The sequence below is a fragment of the Streptomyces africanus genome (assembly GCF_030816955.1).
Classification (GTDB): domain Bacteria; phylum Actinomycetota; class Actinomycetes; order Streptomycetales; family Streptomycetaceae; genus Streptomyces; species Streptomyces africanus.
On the sequence record NZ_JAUSYP010000001.1, the window covers coordinates 1,173,041 to 1,189,312 of the forward strand.

The 16,272-nt window shown below is 72.6% G+C and carries 18 protein-coding genes; 11 read left to right on the forward strand and 7 right to left on the reverse strand.

Annotation, left to right across the window (positions count from 1 at the left end; genetic code table 11):
- Positions 1-47: 47 nt before the first annotated feature.
- Positions 48-974 (forward strand): LysR family transcriptional regulator, encoded by a 927-nt coding sequence (locus QF034_RS05530; protein ID WP_307173873.1) that lies wholly within the window; start codon positions 48-50, stop codon positions 972-974.
- Between the two features lie 2 nt (positions 975-976).
- Here the strand turns inward: QF034_RS05530 and QF034_RS05535 are convergent, their stop codons facing one another.
- Positions 977-1,435 carry an ATP-binding protein gene (locus QF034_RS05535; RefSeq protein WP_307173874.1) on the reverse strand — a complete coding sequence of 153 codons (459 nt, stop codon included), beginning with the start codon at positions 1,433-1,435 and terminating at the stop codon, positions 977-979.
- A 213-nt stretch (positions 1,436-1,648) separates the two neighbouring features.
- Here QF034_RS05535 and QF034_RS05540 point away from each other — a divergent pair, with 213 nt between their 5' ends.
- On the forward strand, positions 1,649-2,509 hold the full coding sequence (locus QF034_RS05540) for a helix-turn-helix domain-containing protein (protein WP_307173875.1): 861 nt from the start codon (positions 1,649-1,651) through the stop codon (positions 2,507-2,509).
- 9 nt (positions 2,510-2,518) lie between these two features.
- Positions 2,519-2,749 (forward strand): DUF397 domain-containing protein, encoded by a 231-nt coding sequence (locus QF034_RS05545; protein WP_307173876.1) that lies wholly within the window; start codon positions 2,519-2,521, stop codon positions 2,747-2,749.
- Between the two features lie 74 nt (positions 2,750-2,823).
- Here QF034_RS05545 and QF034_RS05550 read toward each other — a convergent pair whose 3' ends face one another.
- Positions 2,824-3,951, reverse strand: a complete 1,128-nt coding sequence (locus QF034_RS05550; RefSeq protein ID WP_307173878.1) for an 8-amino-7-oxononanoate synthase — start codon at positions 3,949-3,951, stop codon at positions 2,824-2,826.
- 150 nt (positions 3,952-4,101) lie between these two features.
- Here QF034_RS05550 and bioB point away from each other — a divergent pair, with 150 nt between their 5' ends.
- From bioB to QF034_RS05575, 5 genes are all read left to right on the forward strand, one after another.
- Positions 4,102-5,277 carry a biotin synthase BioB gene (gene bioB, locus QF034_RS05555; RefSeq protein WP_086558820.1) on the forward strand — a complete coding sequence of 392 codons (1,176 nt, stop codon included), beginning with the start codon at positions 4,102-4,104 and terminating at the stop codon, positions 5,275-5,277.
- Positions 5,270-6,550, forward strand: coding sequence for an adenosylmethionine--8-amino-7-oxononanoate transaminase (locus QF034_RS05560; protein WP_307173879.1), 1,281 nt, complete (start codon positions 5,270-5,272; stop codon positions 6,548-6,550). The genes bioB and QF034_RS05560 overlap by 8 nt, the downstream gene beginning before the upstream one ends.
- Position 6,551: 1 nt before the next feature.
- A complete protein-coding gene (bioD, locus tag QF034_RS05565) occupies positions 6,552-7,277 on the forward strand; it encodes a dethiobiotin synthase (RefSeq protein ID WP_307173880.1) in 726 nt (241 codons plus the stop codon).
- An 84-nt stretch (positions 7,278-7,361) separates the two neighbouring features.
- Positions 7,362-8,264, forward strand: a complete 903-nt coding sequence (gene bla, locus QF034_RS05570; RefSeq protein ID WP_307173881.1) for a class A beta-lactamase — start codon at positions 7,362-7,364, stop codon at positions 8,262-8,264.
- 395 nt (positions 8,265-8,659) lie between these two features.
- Positions 8,660-9,343 carry a class I SAM-dependent methyltransferase gene (locus QF034_RS05575; RefSeq protein ID WP_307173882.1) on the forward strand — a complete coding sequence of 228 codons (684 nt, stop codon included), beginning with the start codon at positions 8,660-8,662 and terminating at the stop codon, positions 9,341-9,343.
- 9 nt (positions 9,344-9,352) lie between these two features.
- Here the strand turns inward: QF034_RS05575 and QF034_RS05580 are convergent, their stop codons facing one another.
- Together QF034_RS05580 and QF034_RS05585 are read right to left on the reverse strand one after the other, a co-directional pair.
- Positions 9,353-9,727: a fic family toxin-antitoxin system, toxin component gene (locus tag QF034_RS05580; RefSeq protein WP_086560029.1), complete on the reverse strand. Its 375-nt coding sequence runs from the start codon at positions 9,725-9,727 to the stop codon at positions 9,353-9,355.
- 4 nt (positions 9,728-9,731) lie between these two features.
- The gene (locus QF034_RS05585) at positions 9,732-9,971 is read right to left on the reverse strand and encodes a hypothetical protein (RefSeq protein WP_020270799.1); all 240 of its coding nucleotides are present in this window, start codon (positions 9,969-9,971) and stop codon (positions 9,732-9,734) included.
- A 135-nt stretch (positions 9,972-10,106) separates the two neighbouring features.
- Between QF034_RS05585 and QF034_RS05590 the strand changes: the two genes are divergently transcribed.
- The 3 genes from QF034_RS05590 to QF034_RS05600 all read left to right on the forward strand — a co-directional run bounded on the left by QF034_RS05590 (position 10,107) and on the right by QF034_RS05600 (position 14,002).
- Positions 10,107-10,922, forward strand: a complete 816-nt coding sequence (locus QF034_RS05590; protein WP_307179805.1) for an ABC transporter ATP-binding protein — start codon at positions 10,107-10,109, stop codon at positions 10,920-10,922.
- Between the two features lie 4 nt (positions 10,923-10,926).
- On the forward strand, positions 10,927-13,494 hold the full coding sequence (locus QF034_RS05595; RefSeq protein ID WP_307173883.1) for an ABC transporter permease: 2,568 nt from the start codon (positions 10,927-10,929) through the stop codon (positions 13,492-13,494).
- Positions 13,495-13,576: 82 nt separating this feature from the next.
- The gene (locus QF034_RS05600; protein ID WP_307173884.1) at positions 13,577-14,002 is read left to right on the forward strand and encodes a GNAT family N-acetyltransferase; all 426 of its coding nucleotides are present in this window, start codon (positions 13,577-13,579) and stop codon (positions 14,000-14,002) included.
- Between the two features lie 15 nt (positions 14,003-14,017).
- On the opposite strand, the gene QF034_RS05605 is transcribed toward QF034_RS05600, so the two are convergent.
- Genes QF034_RS05605 through QF034_RS05615 form a run of 3 tightly spaced genes read right to left on the reverse strand, consistent with a single transcriptional unit; the run spans position 14,018 to position 16,205 of the window.
- Positions 14,018-14,560 carry a TetR/AcrR family transcriptional regulator gene (locus tag QF034_RS05605; protein WP_307179806.1) on the reverse strand — a complete coding sequence of 181 codons (543 nt, stop codon included), beginning with the start codon at positions 14,558-14,560 and terminating at the stop codon, positions 14,018-14,020.
- A 42-nt stretch (positions 14,561-14,602) separates the two neighbouring features.
- The gene (locus tag QF034_RS05610) at positions 14,603-16,003 is read right to left on the reverse strand and encodes an amidase (protein ID WP_307173885.1); all 1,401 of its coding nucleotides are present in this window, start codon (positions 16,001-16,003) and stop codon (positions 14,603-14,605) included.
- Positions 15,990-16,205: a hypothetical protein gene (locus QF034_RS05615; protein WP_307179807.1), complete on the reverse strand. Its 216-nt coding sequence runs from the start codon at positions 16,203-16,205 to the stop codon at positions 15,990-15,992. The genes QF034_RS05610 and QF034_RS05615 overlap by 14 nt, the downstream gene beginning before the upstream one ends.
- Positions 16,206-16,272 lie beyond the last annotated feature (67 nt).

The window sequence follows — 16,272 nt, forward strand, 5'->3', positions numbered from 1 at the left end:
TCCTGGATGTGCCTTAAGCATCTCTTTGGTCTGCGGAGGTCAGCGGCATGTACGACCCGACCCGGCTCGCGGCGCTGGTAGCCGTCGCGGAGGCCGGGTCCATCACCCGGGCCGCCGAGCGCCTCGGCTACACCCCGCCCGCGCTCTCCCAGCAACTGGCGAAGCTGGAGCGGGAGGCGGGCACCGCGCTGCTGGTCCGGCATCACCGCGGGGCGCGGCTGACGGGCGCGGGCGAGCTGCTGGTGGCGCGGGCCCGGCGCGTGCTCGACGAGTTGGAGCGGGCCCGTCACGAACTGGCCCGGCTGACCGGTCTGTCGGGCGGCCTCCTGAGGCTCGGCACGTTCCAGACGGCGGGCATCCATCTGCTGCCGCCGGTGCTCAGCGCGTTCCGCCGGGCTCACCCGGATGTGGAGCTGTCCGTCGCCGACTACGAGCCGCCGGCCGGTGTCACGGCCGTGGCCGCCGGTGAGATCGACCTGGCCCTGACGCACACGTACGAGCCCGCCGATGCCCTGGCGCTCCCCGCCTCCGTCCGCCTGGAGCCGGTGCTGGTCGAGGAACTGGTTCTGGTGACCGCCCCGGGTCATGCCCTCGCCGACGGCACGTCCAGGCTTCCCCTGACGGAGCTGGCGGGTCAGCCGCTGATCAGCATGGCGCCGGAGCATCCGTCCCGGCAGGGTGTGGAGGCGGCGCTGGCGCGGGCCGGGGCCAGTCCGTCGGTCCTGGTCTCGACGCCCGGGTACGCGCTGGTGTGCGCGCTGGTCAGCGCGGGTCTCGGGGTGGGAGTCGTACCGGAGATGGTGGCGCGGACGACGGTCACGCCGGTCGGGGTGCGCCCGCTCGGGGCGGGCGAGCTGCGCCGTACGATCTCCGTCGCCTACCGGGGCGAGGAGGCGGCGCCCGCCGTGGAGGCCTTCCGGGCCTTGTTGCGCGGGGCGTTCGGCCGCGCGCGGCACACGTCACCGACGCGGTGAGCTCACGGCTCCTGTCGCCTGGCCGTCGGCACGGGCCGGACCGGGACGGTCCACGGGAGTTCGATCGAGATGGTCTTGCCGCCCTCGCGGGTGGGGCGGATCCGGAGCCTGCCGCCGCATTCCGCGGTCAGCCAGCGGATGATGACGAGGCCGCGGCCGTTGTCCTGCTGGACGGCGGCGGGCAGGCGTCTGGGGAATCGCGGGTGGCTGTCCGTGACGGCGATGCGCAGGTGTTCGTCGCGGTCGAGTGCGACGTCCACCGTGAAGGTGGGCGACTGTCCGAAGGTGTGCTGGACGGCGTTGGTGGCGAGTTCGGAAATGATGAGCCGGATGGAGTCGGACACGTCCGTGTCCGTCGGCAGGCCCCACTCCGCCAGCGTGCCCACGACGTAGGCGCGTGCCGCGGAGACCGAGGCGGGATCGCTCGGCAGAGTGACGGATGCTTCCAAATGGTCTGCCATGGCGACGTCGTCCCTTTCCGATGGGACCGCAGTCCGACACGGAGCGGAAGGTTCGAGTACGGTCCCGGACTGGTGCTTCGTCGCCAGAGTGCCACCAGAACCCCCCTGAAGGGCGGCGATCCACCAAGATATGCATATATCTGTCGCTCAATGCGGTGAACTCTGCGACGCGAGACCGTATCTGGGTGGCTCGGAAGGAGTAAGGAGTAGCCCATGCAGCACGGTCCCGCGGTGCGCCGCCGGAAACTGGGCGCCGAACTTCGCGCGCTGCGCACCTCGGCGGGGCTCACCAGTGGTGAGGCGGCCCGGCTGGTGGGCTGGCACCAGTCGAAGGTCAGCCGTATCGAGACGGGCACGAGCGGGGTGAAACCGGCCGATGTGCGGTTACTTCTCGACGCGTACGCCGTGGGGGACGGGCAACTGCGCGAATTGCTCATGGTGTTGGCGGGATCCGAGGACAGCGGCGGCCGGACCCACTGGTGGCACGCCTACCGCGGGGTGCTGCCGCCGACCTACCGGGACTTCATCAGCCTGGAGTCGCAGGCCGGCGCGATGCGCACGCTGGAGACCACCGTCGTCCCGGGGCTGCTCCAGACGCCCGAGTACGCGCGTGCGGTGACGAAGGCCGCGGTGGAGGGCCTACCGGAGGACCGGCTCGACACGCTGGTCGAGGTGCGCCTGGCCCGGCAGGACGTGCTGCGCGCGGAGCCGCCGCTGGAACTGAGCGCCGTCCTGGACGAGGCGGTGCTGCGGCGGGAGGTGGGCGGACCCGGGGTCATGTCCCGGCAGCTCGAACGCCTGGTCGAGGCGGCGCGGCTGCCCCAAGTGCGGCTCCAGGTCCTGCCGTTCGCCGCCGGGGCGCACATCGGGGTGACCGGCCCTTTCGTTATCTTCTCATTTTCGAGCACATCTGATCTGGATGTGGTTGTTCTCGACCACTTGACGAGTAGCCTCTACCTCGAACGGAAAGAAGACCTCCAGGCCTACACGGAGGCCTTCAACGCCCTTCAGATCCACGCCCTTTCGCCCGAGGACTCGTTGGATTTCATCGCCGGGACAGCCGCCGGCGCGTAAGGAGGCACCATGCGTGCACTGCCTCGTCATGTCCCCTCAAGCATCGAACTGCACGGTGTGCGGTGGTTGCGCAGCAGCTACAGCACCGGCGCGAACAACTGCGTCGAGACCGCGCGTCCGGACGTCCCGCCCTGGGCCGGACTGCTCGCCGTGCGGGACTCCAAGGACCCGGCCGGGCCGGCGCTGCTCTTCTCTCCGGGGAGCTGGGCGGAGTTCACGGCCGCGGTCGACCGCATCTGAGCCGCATCCGAGCTCCGTCCGAACCACTTCCGGTCAGTCCGTTGCCGCGCGACCCACGGCCGTGTCACGCCGACTCATGGCCGCGTCTCGCCGATCAGTCGTACAGCGCGTTCGATCTGTTCCCCGGTCAGGTCCGCCCGGGCGGTGAGCCTGAGCCGTGAGATGCCGTCGGGCACGGAAGGAGGACGGAAACAGCCCACGGCCAGGCCCGCCGCCCGGCACTCGGCCGCCCAGCGCACGGCGTCCTCGGGGGAGGGCGCCCGCACCGAGACCACCGCGGCGTCCGGACGTACCGCTTCCAGACCCGCGGCGGTCAGGTGTGCGTACAACTCGCCCGCCACCGCACGGGCCCGCGCCGCGCGCTCCGGCTCGCGGCGCAGCAGCCGCAGTGCGGACAGGGCCGCCCCCGCCGCCGCGGGGGCGAGCCCCGTGTCGAAGATGAACGTCCGTGCCGCGTTGACCAGGTGGTCGATCACCCGGGCCGGGCCGAGGACGGCTCCGCCCTGGCTGCCGAGCGACTTGGACAGCGTGACCGTCACGACGACGTCGTCGGCGCCCGCGAGCCCCGCCGCGTGCGGGGCGCCGCGTCCGCCGTCGCCGAGGACGCCCAGGCCGTGGGCGTCGTCGACCACCAGTCCGGCGCCGTGCTCCCGGCACGCCTCGGCGAGCGCGGCAAGCGGGGCCGCGTCGCCGTCGACCGAGAAGACCGTGTCGGACACGGTGATCGCCGTGCCCTCGTGCGTGTGCAGCGCCTTGCGCACGGCGTCCGGCTCGGCGTGCGCCACCACCTGGGTCGTGCCGCGGGCCAGCCGGCAGCCGTCGATGAGCGAGGCGTGGTTGCCCGCGTCGGAGACGATGAGGGAGCCGTGCGGGGCCAGCGCGGTGACCGCCGCGAGGTTGGCCGCGTAGCCGGAGGAGAAGACGAGAGCCGCCTCGGCACCGCAGAAATCGGCCAGTTCCTGTTCGAGTTCGGCGTGCAGTTCGGTGCTGCCGGTCACGAGCCGGGAGCCGGTCGAGCCGCCGCCCCAGAGTCGCGCGGCCCGGGCCGCACCCTCGGTGACCTCGGGGTGGTGGGCCAGTCCCAGGTAGTCGTTGCTCGCCAGGTCGAGAAGCGGTGAAACGGCCGGACGGGGGCGCAGAGTCCGTACGAGTCCGGCACGGCGGCGCAGCCGCGCCTGCTCGTCGATCCAGCCGAACGCCATGGGGGGTCCTCCGGGGAATTTGTAGGCAGTGCACAGACACTAGCGGGACCTCCAGCAGGTCACTGTGTGGCAATACCCACACCTCGAAGCGACTCTGTTGTGCGAACTCTCCTTGGCCGCGGGCGGCTCCGTACGACAGGATCGGCTCCCATGGACCTGCTGAACACGCTGGTGGACAAGGGGCTTCGGCGCGAGCTGCCGACCCGCGAAGAGGCGCTGGCCGTCCTCGCGACGTCCGACGACGACCTGCTCGATGTGGTGGCCGCGGCCGGGAAGGTACGCCGGCACTGGTTCGGCCGGCGGGTGAAACTCAACTATCTCGTCAACCTCAAGTCCGGGCTGTGTCCCGAGGACTGCTCGTACTGTTCGCAGCGGCTCGGCTCCGAGGCCGGCATCCTGAAGTACACCTGGCTCAAACCCGACCAGGCCTCCGACGCGGCGGCGGCCGGGGTGGCCGGGGGCGCCAAGCGGGTGTGTCTGGTGGCCAGCGGGCGCGGTCCGACCGACCGGGACGTGGACCGGGTCTCCGAGACGATCAGGGCGATCAAGGAGAACAACGAGGGCGTCGAGGTGTGCGCCTGCCTCGGGCTGCTCTCCGACGGTCAGGCCGAGCGGCTGCGCGAGGCGGGCGCCGACGCCTACAACCACAACCTCAACACGTCCGAGGCGACGTACGGGGAGATCACCACCACGCACACCTACGCCGACCGCGTGGACACCGTCGAGAAGGCCCACGCGGCGGGGCTGTCCGCCTGCTCCGGGCTGATCGCCGGCATGGGCGAGACGGACGAGGACCTGGTCGACGTCGTCTACTCGCTGCGCGAACTGGACCCGGACTCGGTGCCGGTCAACTTCCTGATCCCGGTCGAGGGCACCCCGCTCGCCAAGGAGTGGAACCTCACCCCGCAGCGCTGCCTGAGGATCCTGGCCATGGTGCGCTTCGTGTGCCCGGACGTCGAGGTGCGCATCGCGGGCGGCCGGGAGGTCCATCTGCGCTCGATGCAGCCGCTCGCCCTGCACCTGGCCAACTCGATCTTCCTCGGCGACTACCTCACCACCGAGGGCCAGGCGGGCAAGGCCGACCTGGAGATGATCGCGGACGCCGGGTTCGAGGTGGAGGGCGCCGACCAGGTGACACTGCCCGAGCACCGCGCGGCCGGGGGCTGCCACGACGGTGGCGGAGGCTGCGGTTCCGAGGGGGGCGGAGTCTGCGGTTCCGCCGCTGCTCCGGAAGCCGCCGAGCCCCGCACGGCCGCGGAGCCCCGTACCGACCTGGTCGCCGTCCGCCGCCGGGGCGCCGGAACGGACCTCGCGCCCAATGCCTGAGCTGACGGTGCCCGAGCTGCTGGAGCTCGACCGGCGGCATGTGTGGCATCCGTACGGCCCGATGCCCGGCCGGCGGGAACCGCTCGTCGTGGAGTCGGCGAGCGGGGTCCGGCTGCGGCTCGCCGACGGCTCGGGAGAGCTGGTCGACGGCATGGCGTCCTGGTGGTCGGCGATCCACGGCTACAACCACCCGGTGCTGAACGAGGCTGCGCGCGGGCAACTGGAGCGGATGAGCCATGTGATGTTCGGCGGGCTCACCCACGAGCCCGCCGTACGACTGGCGAAGCTCCTTGTCGACATGTCGCCCGAGGGCCTGGAACATGTGTTCCTGGCCGACTCCGGATCCGTGTCGGTCGAGGTCGCGGTCAAGATGTGCCTCCAGTACTGGCGCTCGCTGGGCCGCCCCCGCAAACAGCGGCTGCTGACCTGGCGCGGCGGCTACCACGGCGACACCTGGCAGCCGATGTCGGTGTGCGATCCCGAGGGCGGGATGCACGAGCTGTGGACCGGGGTGCTGCCGCGTCAGGTGTTCGTCGGTCCGCCTCCGCCCGCGTACGAGGAGTCGTACGCCGAGCAGCTGCGCGCGGCGATCGAACGGCATGCCGACGAGCTGGCCGCGGTGATCGTGGAGCCGGTGGTGCAGGGCGCGGGCGGGATGCGCTTCCACTCCCCCGCCTATCTGCGGGTGCTGCGCGAGGCGTGCGACGCGCACGACGTCCTGCTGGTGTTCGACGAGATCGCGACCGGCTTCGGCCGCACGGGCGCGCTGTTCGCGGCGGAGCACGCGGCCGTGACGCCGGACGTGATGTGCGTGGGCAAGGCGCTGACCGGCGGGTATCTGACCATGGCGGCGACGCTGTGCACCCCGCGGGTGGCCGACGGCATCGCGCGCGGTGAGGTGCCGGTGCTCGCGCACGGGCCGACCTTCATGGGCAATCCGCTGGCGGCGGCCGTGGCCTGCGCCTCGATCGAGCTGCTGCTCGGCCAGGACTGGCGCACGGAGGTCAAGCGGATCGAGACGGGACTGCGGGACGGGCTCGCGGCGGCCTCGGACCTGCCGGGCGTGCGGGACGTTCGGGTCCTCGGCGCCATCGGGGTCGTCCAGCTCGACCACGAGGTGGACATGAAGGCGGCCACGGAGGCGGCCGTACGCGAGGGCGTGTGGCTGCGGCCGTTCCGCGATCTGATCTACACCATGCCGCCGTACGTCACGGGCGACGCGGACGTGGCGCGGATCGCGCAGGCGGTGTGCGCGGCGGCGCGGGAGGGATGACATGCCGGTACTGGTGATCACGGGCACGGGCACGGAGGTCGGCAAGACGGTCGTGACCGCCGCGGTGGCGGCGACGGCGTTGGCGGCCGGCCGTTCGGTGGCCGTGCTGAAGGCGGCCCAGACGGGCGTACGGCCGGACGAGCCGGGGGACGCCGCCGAGGTCGCGCGGCTCGCGGGTGCGGTGACGACAGCGGAACTCGCCCGCTACCCCGAGCCGTTGGCGCCCGCCACGGCCGCCCGCCGGGCCGGTCGCGCCCCCGTGCACCCGCGGGAGGTCGCGGAGGCCGCCGCCAAGCTGGCCACCGAGCACGACCTGGTGCTGGTGGAGGGCGCGGGCGGACTGCTCGTACGGTTCGACCCGGCCGGCGGCACCCTGGCGGACGCGGCCCGGCTGCTGTCGGCGCCGGTGCTGGTCGTGGCGTCGGCGGGGCTCGGCACCCTGAACACGACGGAGCTGACGGCGCGTGAGCTGCGCTCCCGGGGGCTGGACACGGCGGGGATCGTGATCGGGAGCTGGCCCGCCGTGCCGGACCTCGCCTCGCGCTGCAATCTCGCGGACCTGCCGGACGTGGCCGGGGCGCCGCTGCTGGGCTCCGTTCCCGCCGGGTCGGGGGCCCTTGCCCCCGCCGCCTTCCGGGCGGGCGCGCCGCAGTGGCTGGCGCCGCGCCTGGACGGTACGTGGGACGCGGCGGCGTTCCAGGTGCGTCAGGCACCCCCGGCCTTCTGAGCGTTGCGGCGGGCGCGCGGTGAAACCGGCGCGAGCGTGATCGCGTGTTGGACTACGTACGTGATCACCTCCGAAGGGAACACCGTGCACACCACACACCCACGCCCGTCCCGCCGCACGGCCCTCGCGCTGGGCGCCGCCGCCGCCGCTCTCTCCCTGGGCGGCGGCACGGCCCACGCCTTACCCGGCACAGGCGGCGCCACCGCACGGCTGAGGGAACTGGAACGGGAGCACACCGCCCGGCTGGGCGTGTACGCCCGCAATCTGCGCACCGGCCGGACGGTGGCGTACCGGGCCGACGAACGCTTCCCGATGGCCTCGGTGTTCAAGACGCTCGCCGCTGCGGCCGTCCTGCGCGACCTCGACCGCGATGGCGAGTTCCTGGCCCGGCGCATCCGGTACACCCAGGACTACGTCACGAAGTCGGGCTACTCCCCCATCACCAAGGACAACGTCGCGACCGGCATGACCGTCGGCGAACTGTGCGACGCCACGATCCGCTTCAGCGACAACGCCGCGGGCAACCTGCTGCTGAAGGAGCTGGGCGGACCGACCGCCGTCACGCGCTTCGCCCGCTCGATCGGTGACCCCGTCACTCGGCTCGACCGGTGGGAGCCCGAGCTCAACTCCGCGGAGCCCTGGCGCGTGACCGACACGACGTCTCCCCGCGCCATCGGCCTGACCTACGCCCGTCTCGTGCTGGGCAACGCGCTGGAACCCCGGGACCGGGCACGGCTCACGGACTGGCTGCTGCGGAACACCACGAGCGACGACAGGTTCCGCAAGGGCCTGCCCGCCGACTGGCTGGTCGCCGACAAGACGGGCGGCGGACGGTACGGCGGCTCCAACGACGTGGGCCTCACCTGGCCGCCGGACGGTGCCCCGATCGTGCTGTCCGTTCTGACGACCCAGCCCGAGGAGGACGCCCCGGCCGACGACGCGCTGGTGGCGAAGACGGCCGCGTTGCTGGCGGCGGAACTCGGCTAGGCCGGTGCGGGTGAGGGGCGGACGGTGCCGTGGCTGGGCGTGACCGTCCCTCTCCTCGGCTGCCTCGCCGTGCTCAGGCGGTCCGTGGCGGGGCTGCTCGCGGGCCTGGTGCCCGTGGCCGTGCCGTGTTCGAGGACGCCCTGAGCGCCTCCCACCCCCACCGGGCGGTCCATGGAACGGTCGGGCTCTGGTCGGCCCACCCTTGCGGTGGGGGCACCCCTCGGGCCGGATGGGGAGCTGGCAGCGCGGTCTGCGGGCCACGGTGTCGGCGCCCGCCGGGGAGATCGCGGTCTACGTGGTCCATCTGCCGTCCGTCCGGCTGGCCCCGACGGGGTTCGCTTCTGGCTCCTCCGGGGGACAATCCCGGTACGGCCCGCCTCGCCAGGGAGGTCTCCATGCCGCTCCGGTCCGCCCGCTCCGGCACGGTGTCACGGGATGCCGTGCACCATCCGCTGTTCGCCCGCTGCTACGCCCGGGTCAGCGTCACCGCCGAGACCCGGATGGGCGTGGGCCGGATGCGCGAGAAGCTGCTCGCCGGGCTGTCCGGGCGGGTGATCGAGATCGGCGCGGGCAACGGGCTGAACTTCGCGCACTACCCGGGCACCGTCTCGGAGGTCGTGGCCATCGAGCCGGAGCGGCGGCTGCGGCAGCTGGCCGTGGAGGCCGCCCTGCGGGCGGAGGTGCCGGTGGACGTGGTGCCGGGTGCGGCCGAGGCGCTGCCGGTGAAGAGCGAGGGCTTCGACGCGGCCGTGGTGTCGCTGGTGCTGTGCAGTGTGCGGGACGTGCCCCGGGCGCTCGGGGAGCTCCGGCGGGTGCTGCGGCCGGGCGGTGAGGTGCGGTTCTTCGAGCACGGCCGGGGTGGCGGCCGGGTGATGACCTTCAGCCAGCGCGCCCTGGACCGGACGGTGTGGCCGGTGGTGAGCGGGGGCTGCCACCTGGCGCGGGAGCCGGTGCGGGCGCTGCGGGACGCCGGCTTCGAGCTCGGCCCCTACCGGCAGGTGATGATGCCGGAGGAGGGGCCGACGCTGCCTATCTCGTTCTGCGTGCTGGGCACGGCCTGGCGCCCGGTCAGTTCGTAGCCCGCGAGGTCACAGGCTCCACTGGCGCAGCTCCTGCTCGATGTCCCGCACGGACGCCTCGCCGCTCTTGACCAGCCGGGCGAGGTCGCGGACCTGCTCGGGTGAGGTGACGACCTTGGCGCCGCTGGCGACGAGGTACGCGTAGGCGACGGCGGAGGCGAACAGGGCGTTGGAGCGTTCCAGCGCGGGGACGTGGATCAGGAGCTGGAGCAGCGCGGCGGCGCGGGCGTGCGGGCTGTCGTAGACGGGGACGTCGAAGATGGCGGCCTGGTGGCGTGCGACGGCGGCGACGAGGGCTCCCCAGTCGGTGACCTGGGGGTCTCCCGGGGTCTTGTGCTCGGCGAGCATCAGCAGCCAGGCGAGGTCGATCTCGAGGTTGTTCAAGGGTTCAGTGGCGACCTTCGCGCGTGCCTTCACGGTCTGCGCCGAACTCCTCGGCGAAGACGGACTCGTACTGCTTCATGAAGTCGGCGGCGGCCTCCACGAACGTGTGGCCCACCTCGCCGGTGTCCTGTCTGACCAGCTCCTCGATGTAGCGGTTGACGCTCATGCCGCGGGCCAGGGCGCGCTCGCGGGCGGCTCGGGCGGTGCCCTCGTCGACTCGCACGTTCAGCTGGGTCTTCGCCATACCTCGAAGCTAGCGCGAAGGTGCTAGCACCGGCAAGGGCGGGACTCCGACCCGAGGAGGATGCCCAGTGTGGGCCGCGCCACATTACCCTCGGGCAAGGTGACGAAATTCGGCGTCCACCCCGAGGAGGCGGCCTTGTCCACACCTGCTGCGGAGCACGTCCCCGGCCTCGCGTCGGCCGACGGGATCGCGGCCCGGGCCCGCGGTCTGACCAAGGCGTACGGCTCGGGCGAGACGACCGTGCTCGCGCTCGACACGGTGGACGTCGACATCGTCCGCGGCCGTTTCACCGCGGTGATGGGGCCGTCGGGCTCCGGGAAGTCCACGCTGATGCACTGCCTGGCGGGGCTCGACACCGTCTCGGCCGGCCAGGTGTGGCTCGGCGACACGGAGATCACGGGCCTGCGGGAGCGCGACCTGACGCGGCTGCGCCGCGACCGGATCGGGTTCATGTTCCAGTCGTTCAACCTCATCCCGACCCTGAACGCGCTGGAGAACATCACCCTGCCCATGGACATCGCGGGCAAGAAGCCCGACGAGAAATGGCTGGACCAGGTGATCGACACCCTCGGCCTGCGGGACCGGCTCAGCCACCGGCCGTCGCAGCTCTCCGGCGGCCAGCAGCAGCGCGTGGCTTGTGCGCGGGCGCTGGCCTCCCGGCCCGAGCTGATCTTCGCGGACGAGCCGACCGGCAACCTCGACTCGCGCGCCGGCCTGGAGGTGCTCGGTTTCCTGCGCGAGGCGGTGGACCAGCTCGGGCAGACCGTCGTCATGGTCACCCACGACCCGGGCGCCGCCGCCCACTCCGACCTGGTGCTCTTCCTCGGGGACGGCCGGATCGTCGACGAGATGCGGCGGCCGACGGCGGAGACCGTGCTGGAGCGCATGAAGCGGTTCGACGGGATCCGGACCCGCTTCGACGAAACCCCGGCATCACCCGAGGAGAACTGATCCCGTGCTCAAGGCGACCCTGAGGAGCTTCCTGGCGCACAAGGGGCGGCTGCTGCTCTCGGCGCTCGCCGTCCTGCTGTCCGTCGCGTTCGTCGCGGGCAGTCTGATCTTCTCGGACACCGTCAGCCAGACGTTCGACCGGCTGTTCGCCTCCACCGCGGCCGATGTCACCGTCAGCCCGAAGGAGGACCTCGACGAGGCCGTGCCCTCCGGGCGGACGGCCACCCTGCCGGCCGCGCTCGCCGAACGCGTGCGGCGGGTCGACGGGGTCGCGGCGGCACGCGCCGAGGTCGACGTGGACGGCCTCACGGTCGTCGACGAGGAGAACGAGCCGGTCGGCCCGACCACCGGTGCTCCCACGCTCGGCACCGCCTGGAACCCGAACGAGCGCAGCCCCGTGGAACTGACCTCCGGTCACACCCCGCACGGCGACGGTCAGGCGCTGCTCGACTCGGAGACCGCCGACCGCAAGCACGTGGCCATCGGCGACACCCTCACCGTGGTCGCACCGCCCGGGTCGTTCAAGGTCCGCGTCGTCGGCATCGCCACGTTCACGACCACCAACCCGGGCGCCGCACTGGTCTTCCTCGACCCCCGCACCGCGCAGACGAAACTGCTGGACAGCTCGCGGGCCGCCACCAGCATCTCGGTCGACGCCGCCGACGGTGTCAGCGACGAGCAGCTCAAGCAGCGCGTGACCGCCGCGCTCGGTGCGCACACCTACGACTTCAGGACCGCCGACGAGCAGGCCGAGTCGGACGTCGAGCAGCTGGGCGGGTTCCTCGACGTCATCAAGTACGTGATGGTCGGCTTCGCCGGGGTCGCCGTGCTGGTGGGGGTGTTCCTGATCGTCAACACCTTCTCCATGCTGATCGCCCAGCGCACCCGCGAGCTGGGGCTGCTGCGCGCGCTCGGCGCCGACCGTCGCCAGGTCCGCCGCTCGGTGCTCACCGAGGCCCTCCTGCTCGGTCTGGTCGGCTCCACGCTGGGACTCGCCGCCGGCGTGGGGCTCGCGGCCGGGCTCATCGAGCTGATGGGCCTGCTCGGCATGAACATCGACGCGGGCGAGATGGTCATCGGCTGGGTGACGCCCGTGACGGCGTACGTCGTCGGACTCGGGGTCACCTTCGTCGCCGCGTACCTCCCGGCGCGGCGGGCCGCCGGGGTCTCGCCGATGGCCGCGCTCTCGGACGCCGAGGTCGCCGGGGTGGGCCGGCCACTGCGGGTGCGTGCGGTGGCCGGCGTGGTCGTCGGGGCGGCCGGAGCGGCGGCGCTCATGGGGTGCGTGGCGGCGGAGCGGACGTCGGCGGCGGCGTCCCTGCTGGGGCTCGGTGTCGTGCTCACCCTGATCGCGACCGTGATCGCCGGGCCGCTGCTGGTGCGCCCGGTGATCCGCGTCCTCGGCGCGGCCTTTCCCGCCCTGTTCGGGTCGATCGGCCGGATGAGCCAGCGCAACGCCCTGCGCAATCCCCGCCGTACCGGGGCCACCGCGGCCGCGCTCATGGTGGGTCTCGCCCTGGTCGGCGGGATGTCGGTGGCGAGCGCCTCGATGACCAGGTCGTTCGACCAGCAGATCGACAAGTCGCTGGGCGCCGACTTCGTGATCCAGAACACCAACTTCCTGCCGTTCCCGAAGGAGGTGACCGACAAGGTGCGCGGCACCGAGGGCGCGGGTCTCGTCGTGCGGGGGCGGTTCACGCCGGTCGGGGTGCGGCTCCCGGACGGCGACCGCGTGGAGACGACCGCCGCGGGCTACGATCCGCGGCTCGACGAGGTCGCCAACATCACGTACGTACAAGGGGACTCGGCAACCGCGCTCGCCTTCGGGCGCCTCGCCATGGACCGGGACTTCGCGCGCGACCACGACGTCCGGGTGGGCGGCACGGTCCCGGTGGAGTTCCCGGGCGGGCGCACGGCCGAGCTGACGGTGGGCGCCCTCACCGACCAGGACTCCGCCGAGGGGTTCGGCACGCAGGGCGGGCTCTACTTCGGTCTCGCCACCCTGGAGCGGTACGCGCCGGGAGGGCAGGACTCCGCGCTGTACGTCAACGCCGCCCCCGGCACGAGCGACGACGACCTGCGCGGGCACCTGGAACGGACTCTGGACCCCTACCCCCAGGTTCAGGTGCGGGACCTGGCCGACTACAAACAGCTGGTGCACGACCAGATCGCCGTCCTGCTGTACCTCGTCTACGCGCTGCTCGGGCTGGCGATCATCATCGCGGTTCTCGGCGTGGTCAACACCCTCGCCCTGTCGGTCGTCGAGCGCACCAGGGAGATCGGGCTGCTGCGGGCGATCGGGCTGGCGCGGCGGCAGCTGCGGCGGATGATCCGGCTGGAGTCGGTGGTGATCGCCGTCTTCGGGGCCGTCCTGGGGCTCGCGCTGGGGCTGGTGTGGGGCGTGTGCACCCACGAGGTGCTGGCCCTCCAGGGCATGACGGCCCTCGCGATCCCGTGGACCACGATCGTCGCGGTGGTGATCGGCTCGGCGGTGGTGGGGGTCGTGGCGGCGCTGCTCCCGGCGTTGCGTGCCTCCCGCATGAACGTACTGGCGGCCATTGCGCACGAGTGATGTGATCGGCACTGCGCGGGGCCTGACGTCCGGATTCTGAAATGGTGCGCCCGAGGGCGGCCGTGCGTGATGTGGTCATGGCATGACCGAGCTGCGCATCCGGGCCGCGACGCCCGAGGATCTGGACACCGTGCTGGCCTTCTGGAAGGTGGCCGCCGAGGGCACGAGCATCAGCGACGACCGCGGTGGCGTGGAGCGGCTGGTCGCGCGCGACCCCGAGGCCCTGATCCTCGCGGAGCGGGGCGGCGAGCTGGCCGGCACGGTGATCGCGGGGTTCGACGGCTGGCGGTGCCACCTCTACCGGCTGGCCGTGCATCCGGACCACCGCCGCCAGGGCATCGCCTCCGCGCTGCTCGCCGCGGCCGAGGAGCGGTTCGTCACGCTCGGCGGGCGGCGCGCGGACGCGATGGTGCTCACGCGCAACGAGACCGCGCACCGCGCGTGGGGAGCCGCCGGGTACGCGCCCGAGGAGCAGTGGCGACGCTGGGTGAAGCCCCTCACCGACTGACGTTGGGGAAACCCGTCACCGGCCGAGGGCTCCTGCCACGAGCCGGTGGGCGTAGGCGGTGTCGAGTCCGTCCGGGCGGAACAGGATGCGGTACATCAGGGGCGCGACGACCTGGTCGACGACCGTCTCGACACCGGGTGCCGGTTCCCCCCGCCCGGTCGCGCGACGGAGGATGACGTCGATCTGCTCGGCGGCGTAGGCGGAACACTGGCCGGCGTTCCCGCCGTCCGGGTCGCCGAGGAGGGCGTCGCGGATGTAGGCGCGGCCGGCCGGCGAGGCCATCTCGTCGAGGAACTGCTCGGCCCAGGCCGTCAGGTCGGACGCCAGGGTGCCGTGGTCGGCGGGTTCGGTGTCGGGCCGCAGCCGCTCGACCGCCACGTCCGACAGCAGCACCTGCAGGTCTCCCCAGCGGCGGTAGATCGTCGACGGCGTCACGCCCGCGCGCTGGGCGACCATCGGCACGGTCAGGGCGTCCCGGCCGACCTCCGAGGCGAGTTCGCGCACGGCGGTGTGCACCGCCGCCTGGACCCGCGCACTGCGCCCGCCGGGGCGCACCATCTGCCTGCTCACGGAACCCACCTTAAAGCGAACCGATTGCTTCTAGCACGGTGCTGCCCGGGCCGCGAGATGGCCTGCGGACCGGGTCTGTTCGCCGGCGTGTCCGACCCGCAGCAGCAGACTCTCCCCGAGCGGCGGCCCGACGAGCTGCATACCGATCGGTAGGCCCGCCGTGTCGTGGCCGACCGGGACGGACAGGGAGGGCAGACCGGTGATGTTGGCCGGCGCCGAGAGCCGCACATAGGCGTCGGAGACTCCCTCGACGGTGCCGTCGGCCCAGGTGACCGTCTCCTGACCGGCCGGAACGGCGGTCATCGGCACGGTGGGGGCGGCGATCAGGTCGACCTCGCGCAGCAGCCGCGCCCATTCCTGCCGCATGAGGGTGCGCGAGCGCTGGGCGCGCAGGTAGTCCCCGGCGGACATCAGCTCGCCGGCTTCCAGGAGGATCCGGACGTCGGCCTGGTAGAGCTCGGGGACCGTACGCAGGCTGCTCTCGTGGTAGGCGGTGGCCTCGGGCACCATCAGGCCCCACTGGGTGGCCTGGATGTAGCGGGTCATGGGGATCTCGACGTCGACGAGGCGGGCACCGAGCGCCTGGAGCCGGTCGATCGCGCTCCGGACGGCGGCTGCCACCTCCGGGTCGACGTGGTCGAAGTAGTAGGTGCGCGGCACACCGATCCGCAGTCCGGTCAGGTCCGTGTCCGGGCCCGGCCGGTAGTGCGCCGGGGGTGCGGTCAGCGACGCGGGGTCGCGGGGGTCATGGCCGGCCAGGGCCGCGAGGACCAGGGCCGCGTCCTCGGTGGTGCGGGTGATCGGGCCGACGTGGTCCAGGGACCAGGACAGGGAGGTGACACCGTGGCGCGGGACGAGGCCGTAGGTGGGTTTGAGGCCGACGACCCCGTTCAGCGCGGCGGGGACCCGGATGGATCCGCCGGTGTCGGTGCCCAGGGCGAAGGTGGCGGCGCCGGCGGCGACGGCGACGGCCGATCCGCCGCTGGAGCCGCCCGCGACCCGGCCGGGGTCCCAGGCGTTGTGGGTCTGCGGGGTGGTCAGCCCGTAGGCGAACTCGTGGGTGTGGGTCTTGCCGAGCAGGACCGCTCCGGCGGCCGACAGGCGTGCGGCGACGGTGCTGTCGGTCTGCGCGCGGTGGCCGGACCGTACTCGGGAACTGGCCGAGGTGGTCGCACCGGCGACGTCGATCAGGTCCTTCAGGCCCATCGGGATGCCGTGCAGCGGACCGCGGTGGCGGCCGGCCGCGATGTCGTTCTCGGCACGGCGTGCGGCCCGGCGCGCGCCCTCGGCGTCGACGGTGACGTAGGCCCGGAGCCGCGGCTCCACCTGCTCGATGCGTTCCAGTACGGAGTCGGCCAGCTCGACGGGGGACAGCCGGCGTGCCTCGATCGCGTCGGCGGCGGCAGCGAGCGTCAGTTCATACGGCTGCATCGTGCGTCTCCTTCGCGGCTGTCACGCGGTAGGCCGGGGCGGGCGGGGTGTCGCCGAAGTCCAGCTCCCTCAGGACCGCCACGACGGACTGGATGTGGTCGGCGGTGGCCGCGACCGCCGCGTGACGGTCGGCGGGCAGGACGAGCCCGGCGCGGTGGGCCCAACGGGCCGCTTCGGGCGGCGTGAGTGCGGGGTGGGGCATGGGACTCGACACGGGACTCCCCCTTAAAAGCTAATTGTTTGCGTTAGAGGACTCTAGGATCTACCGT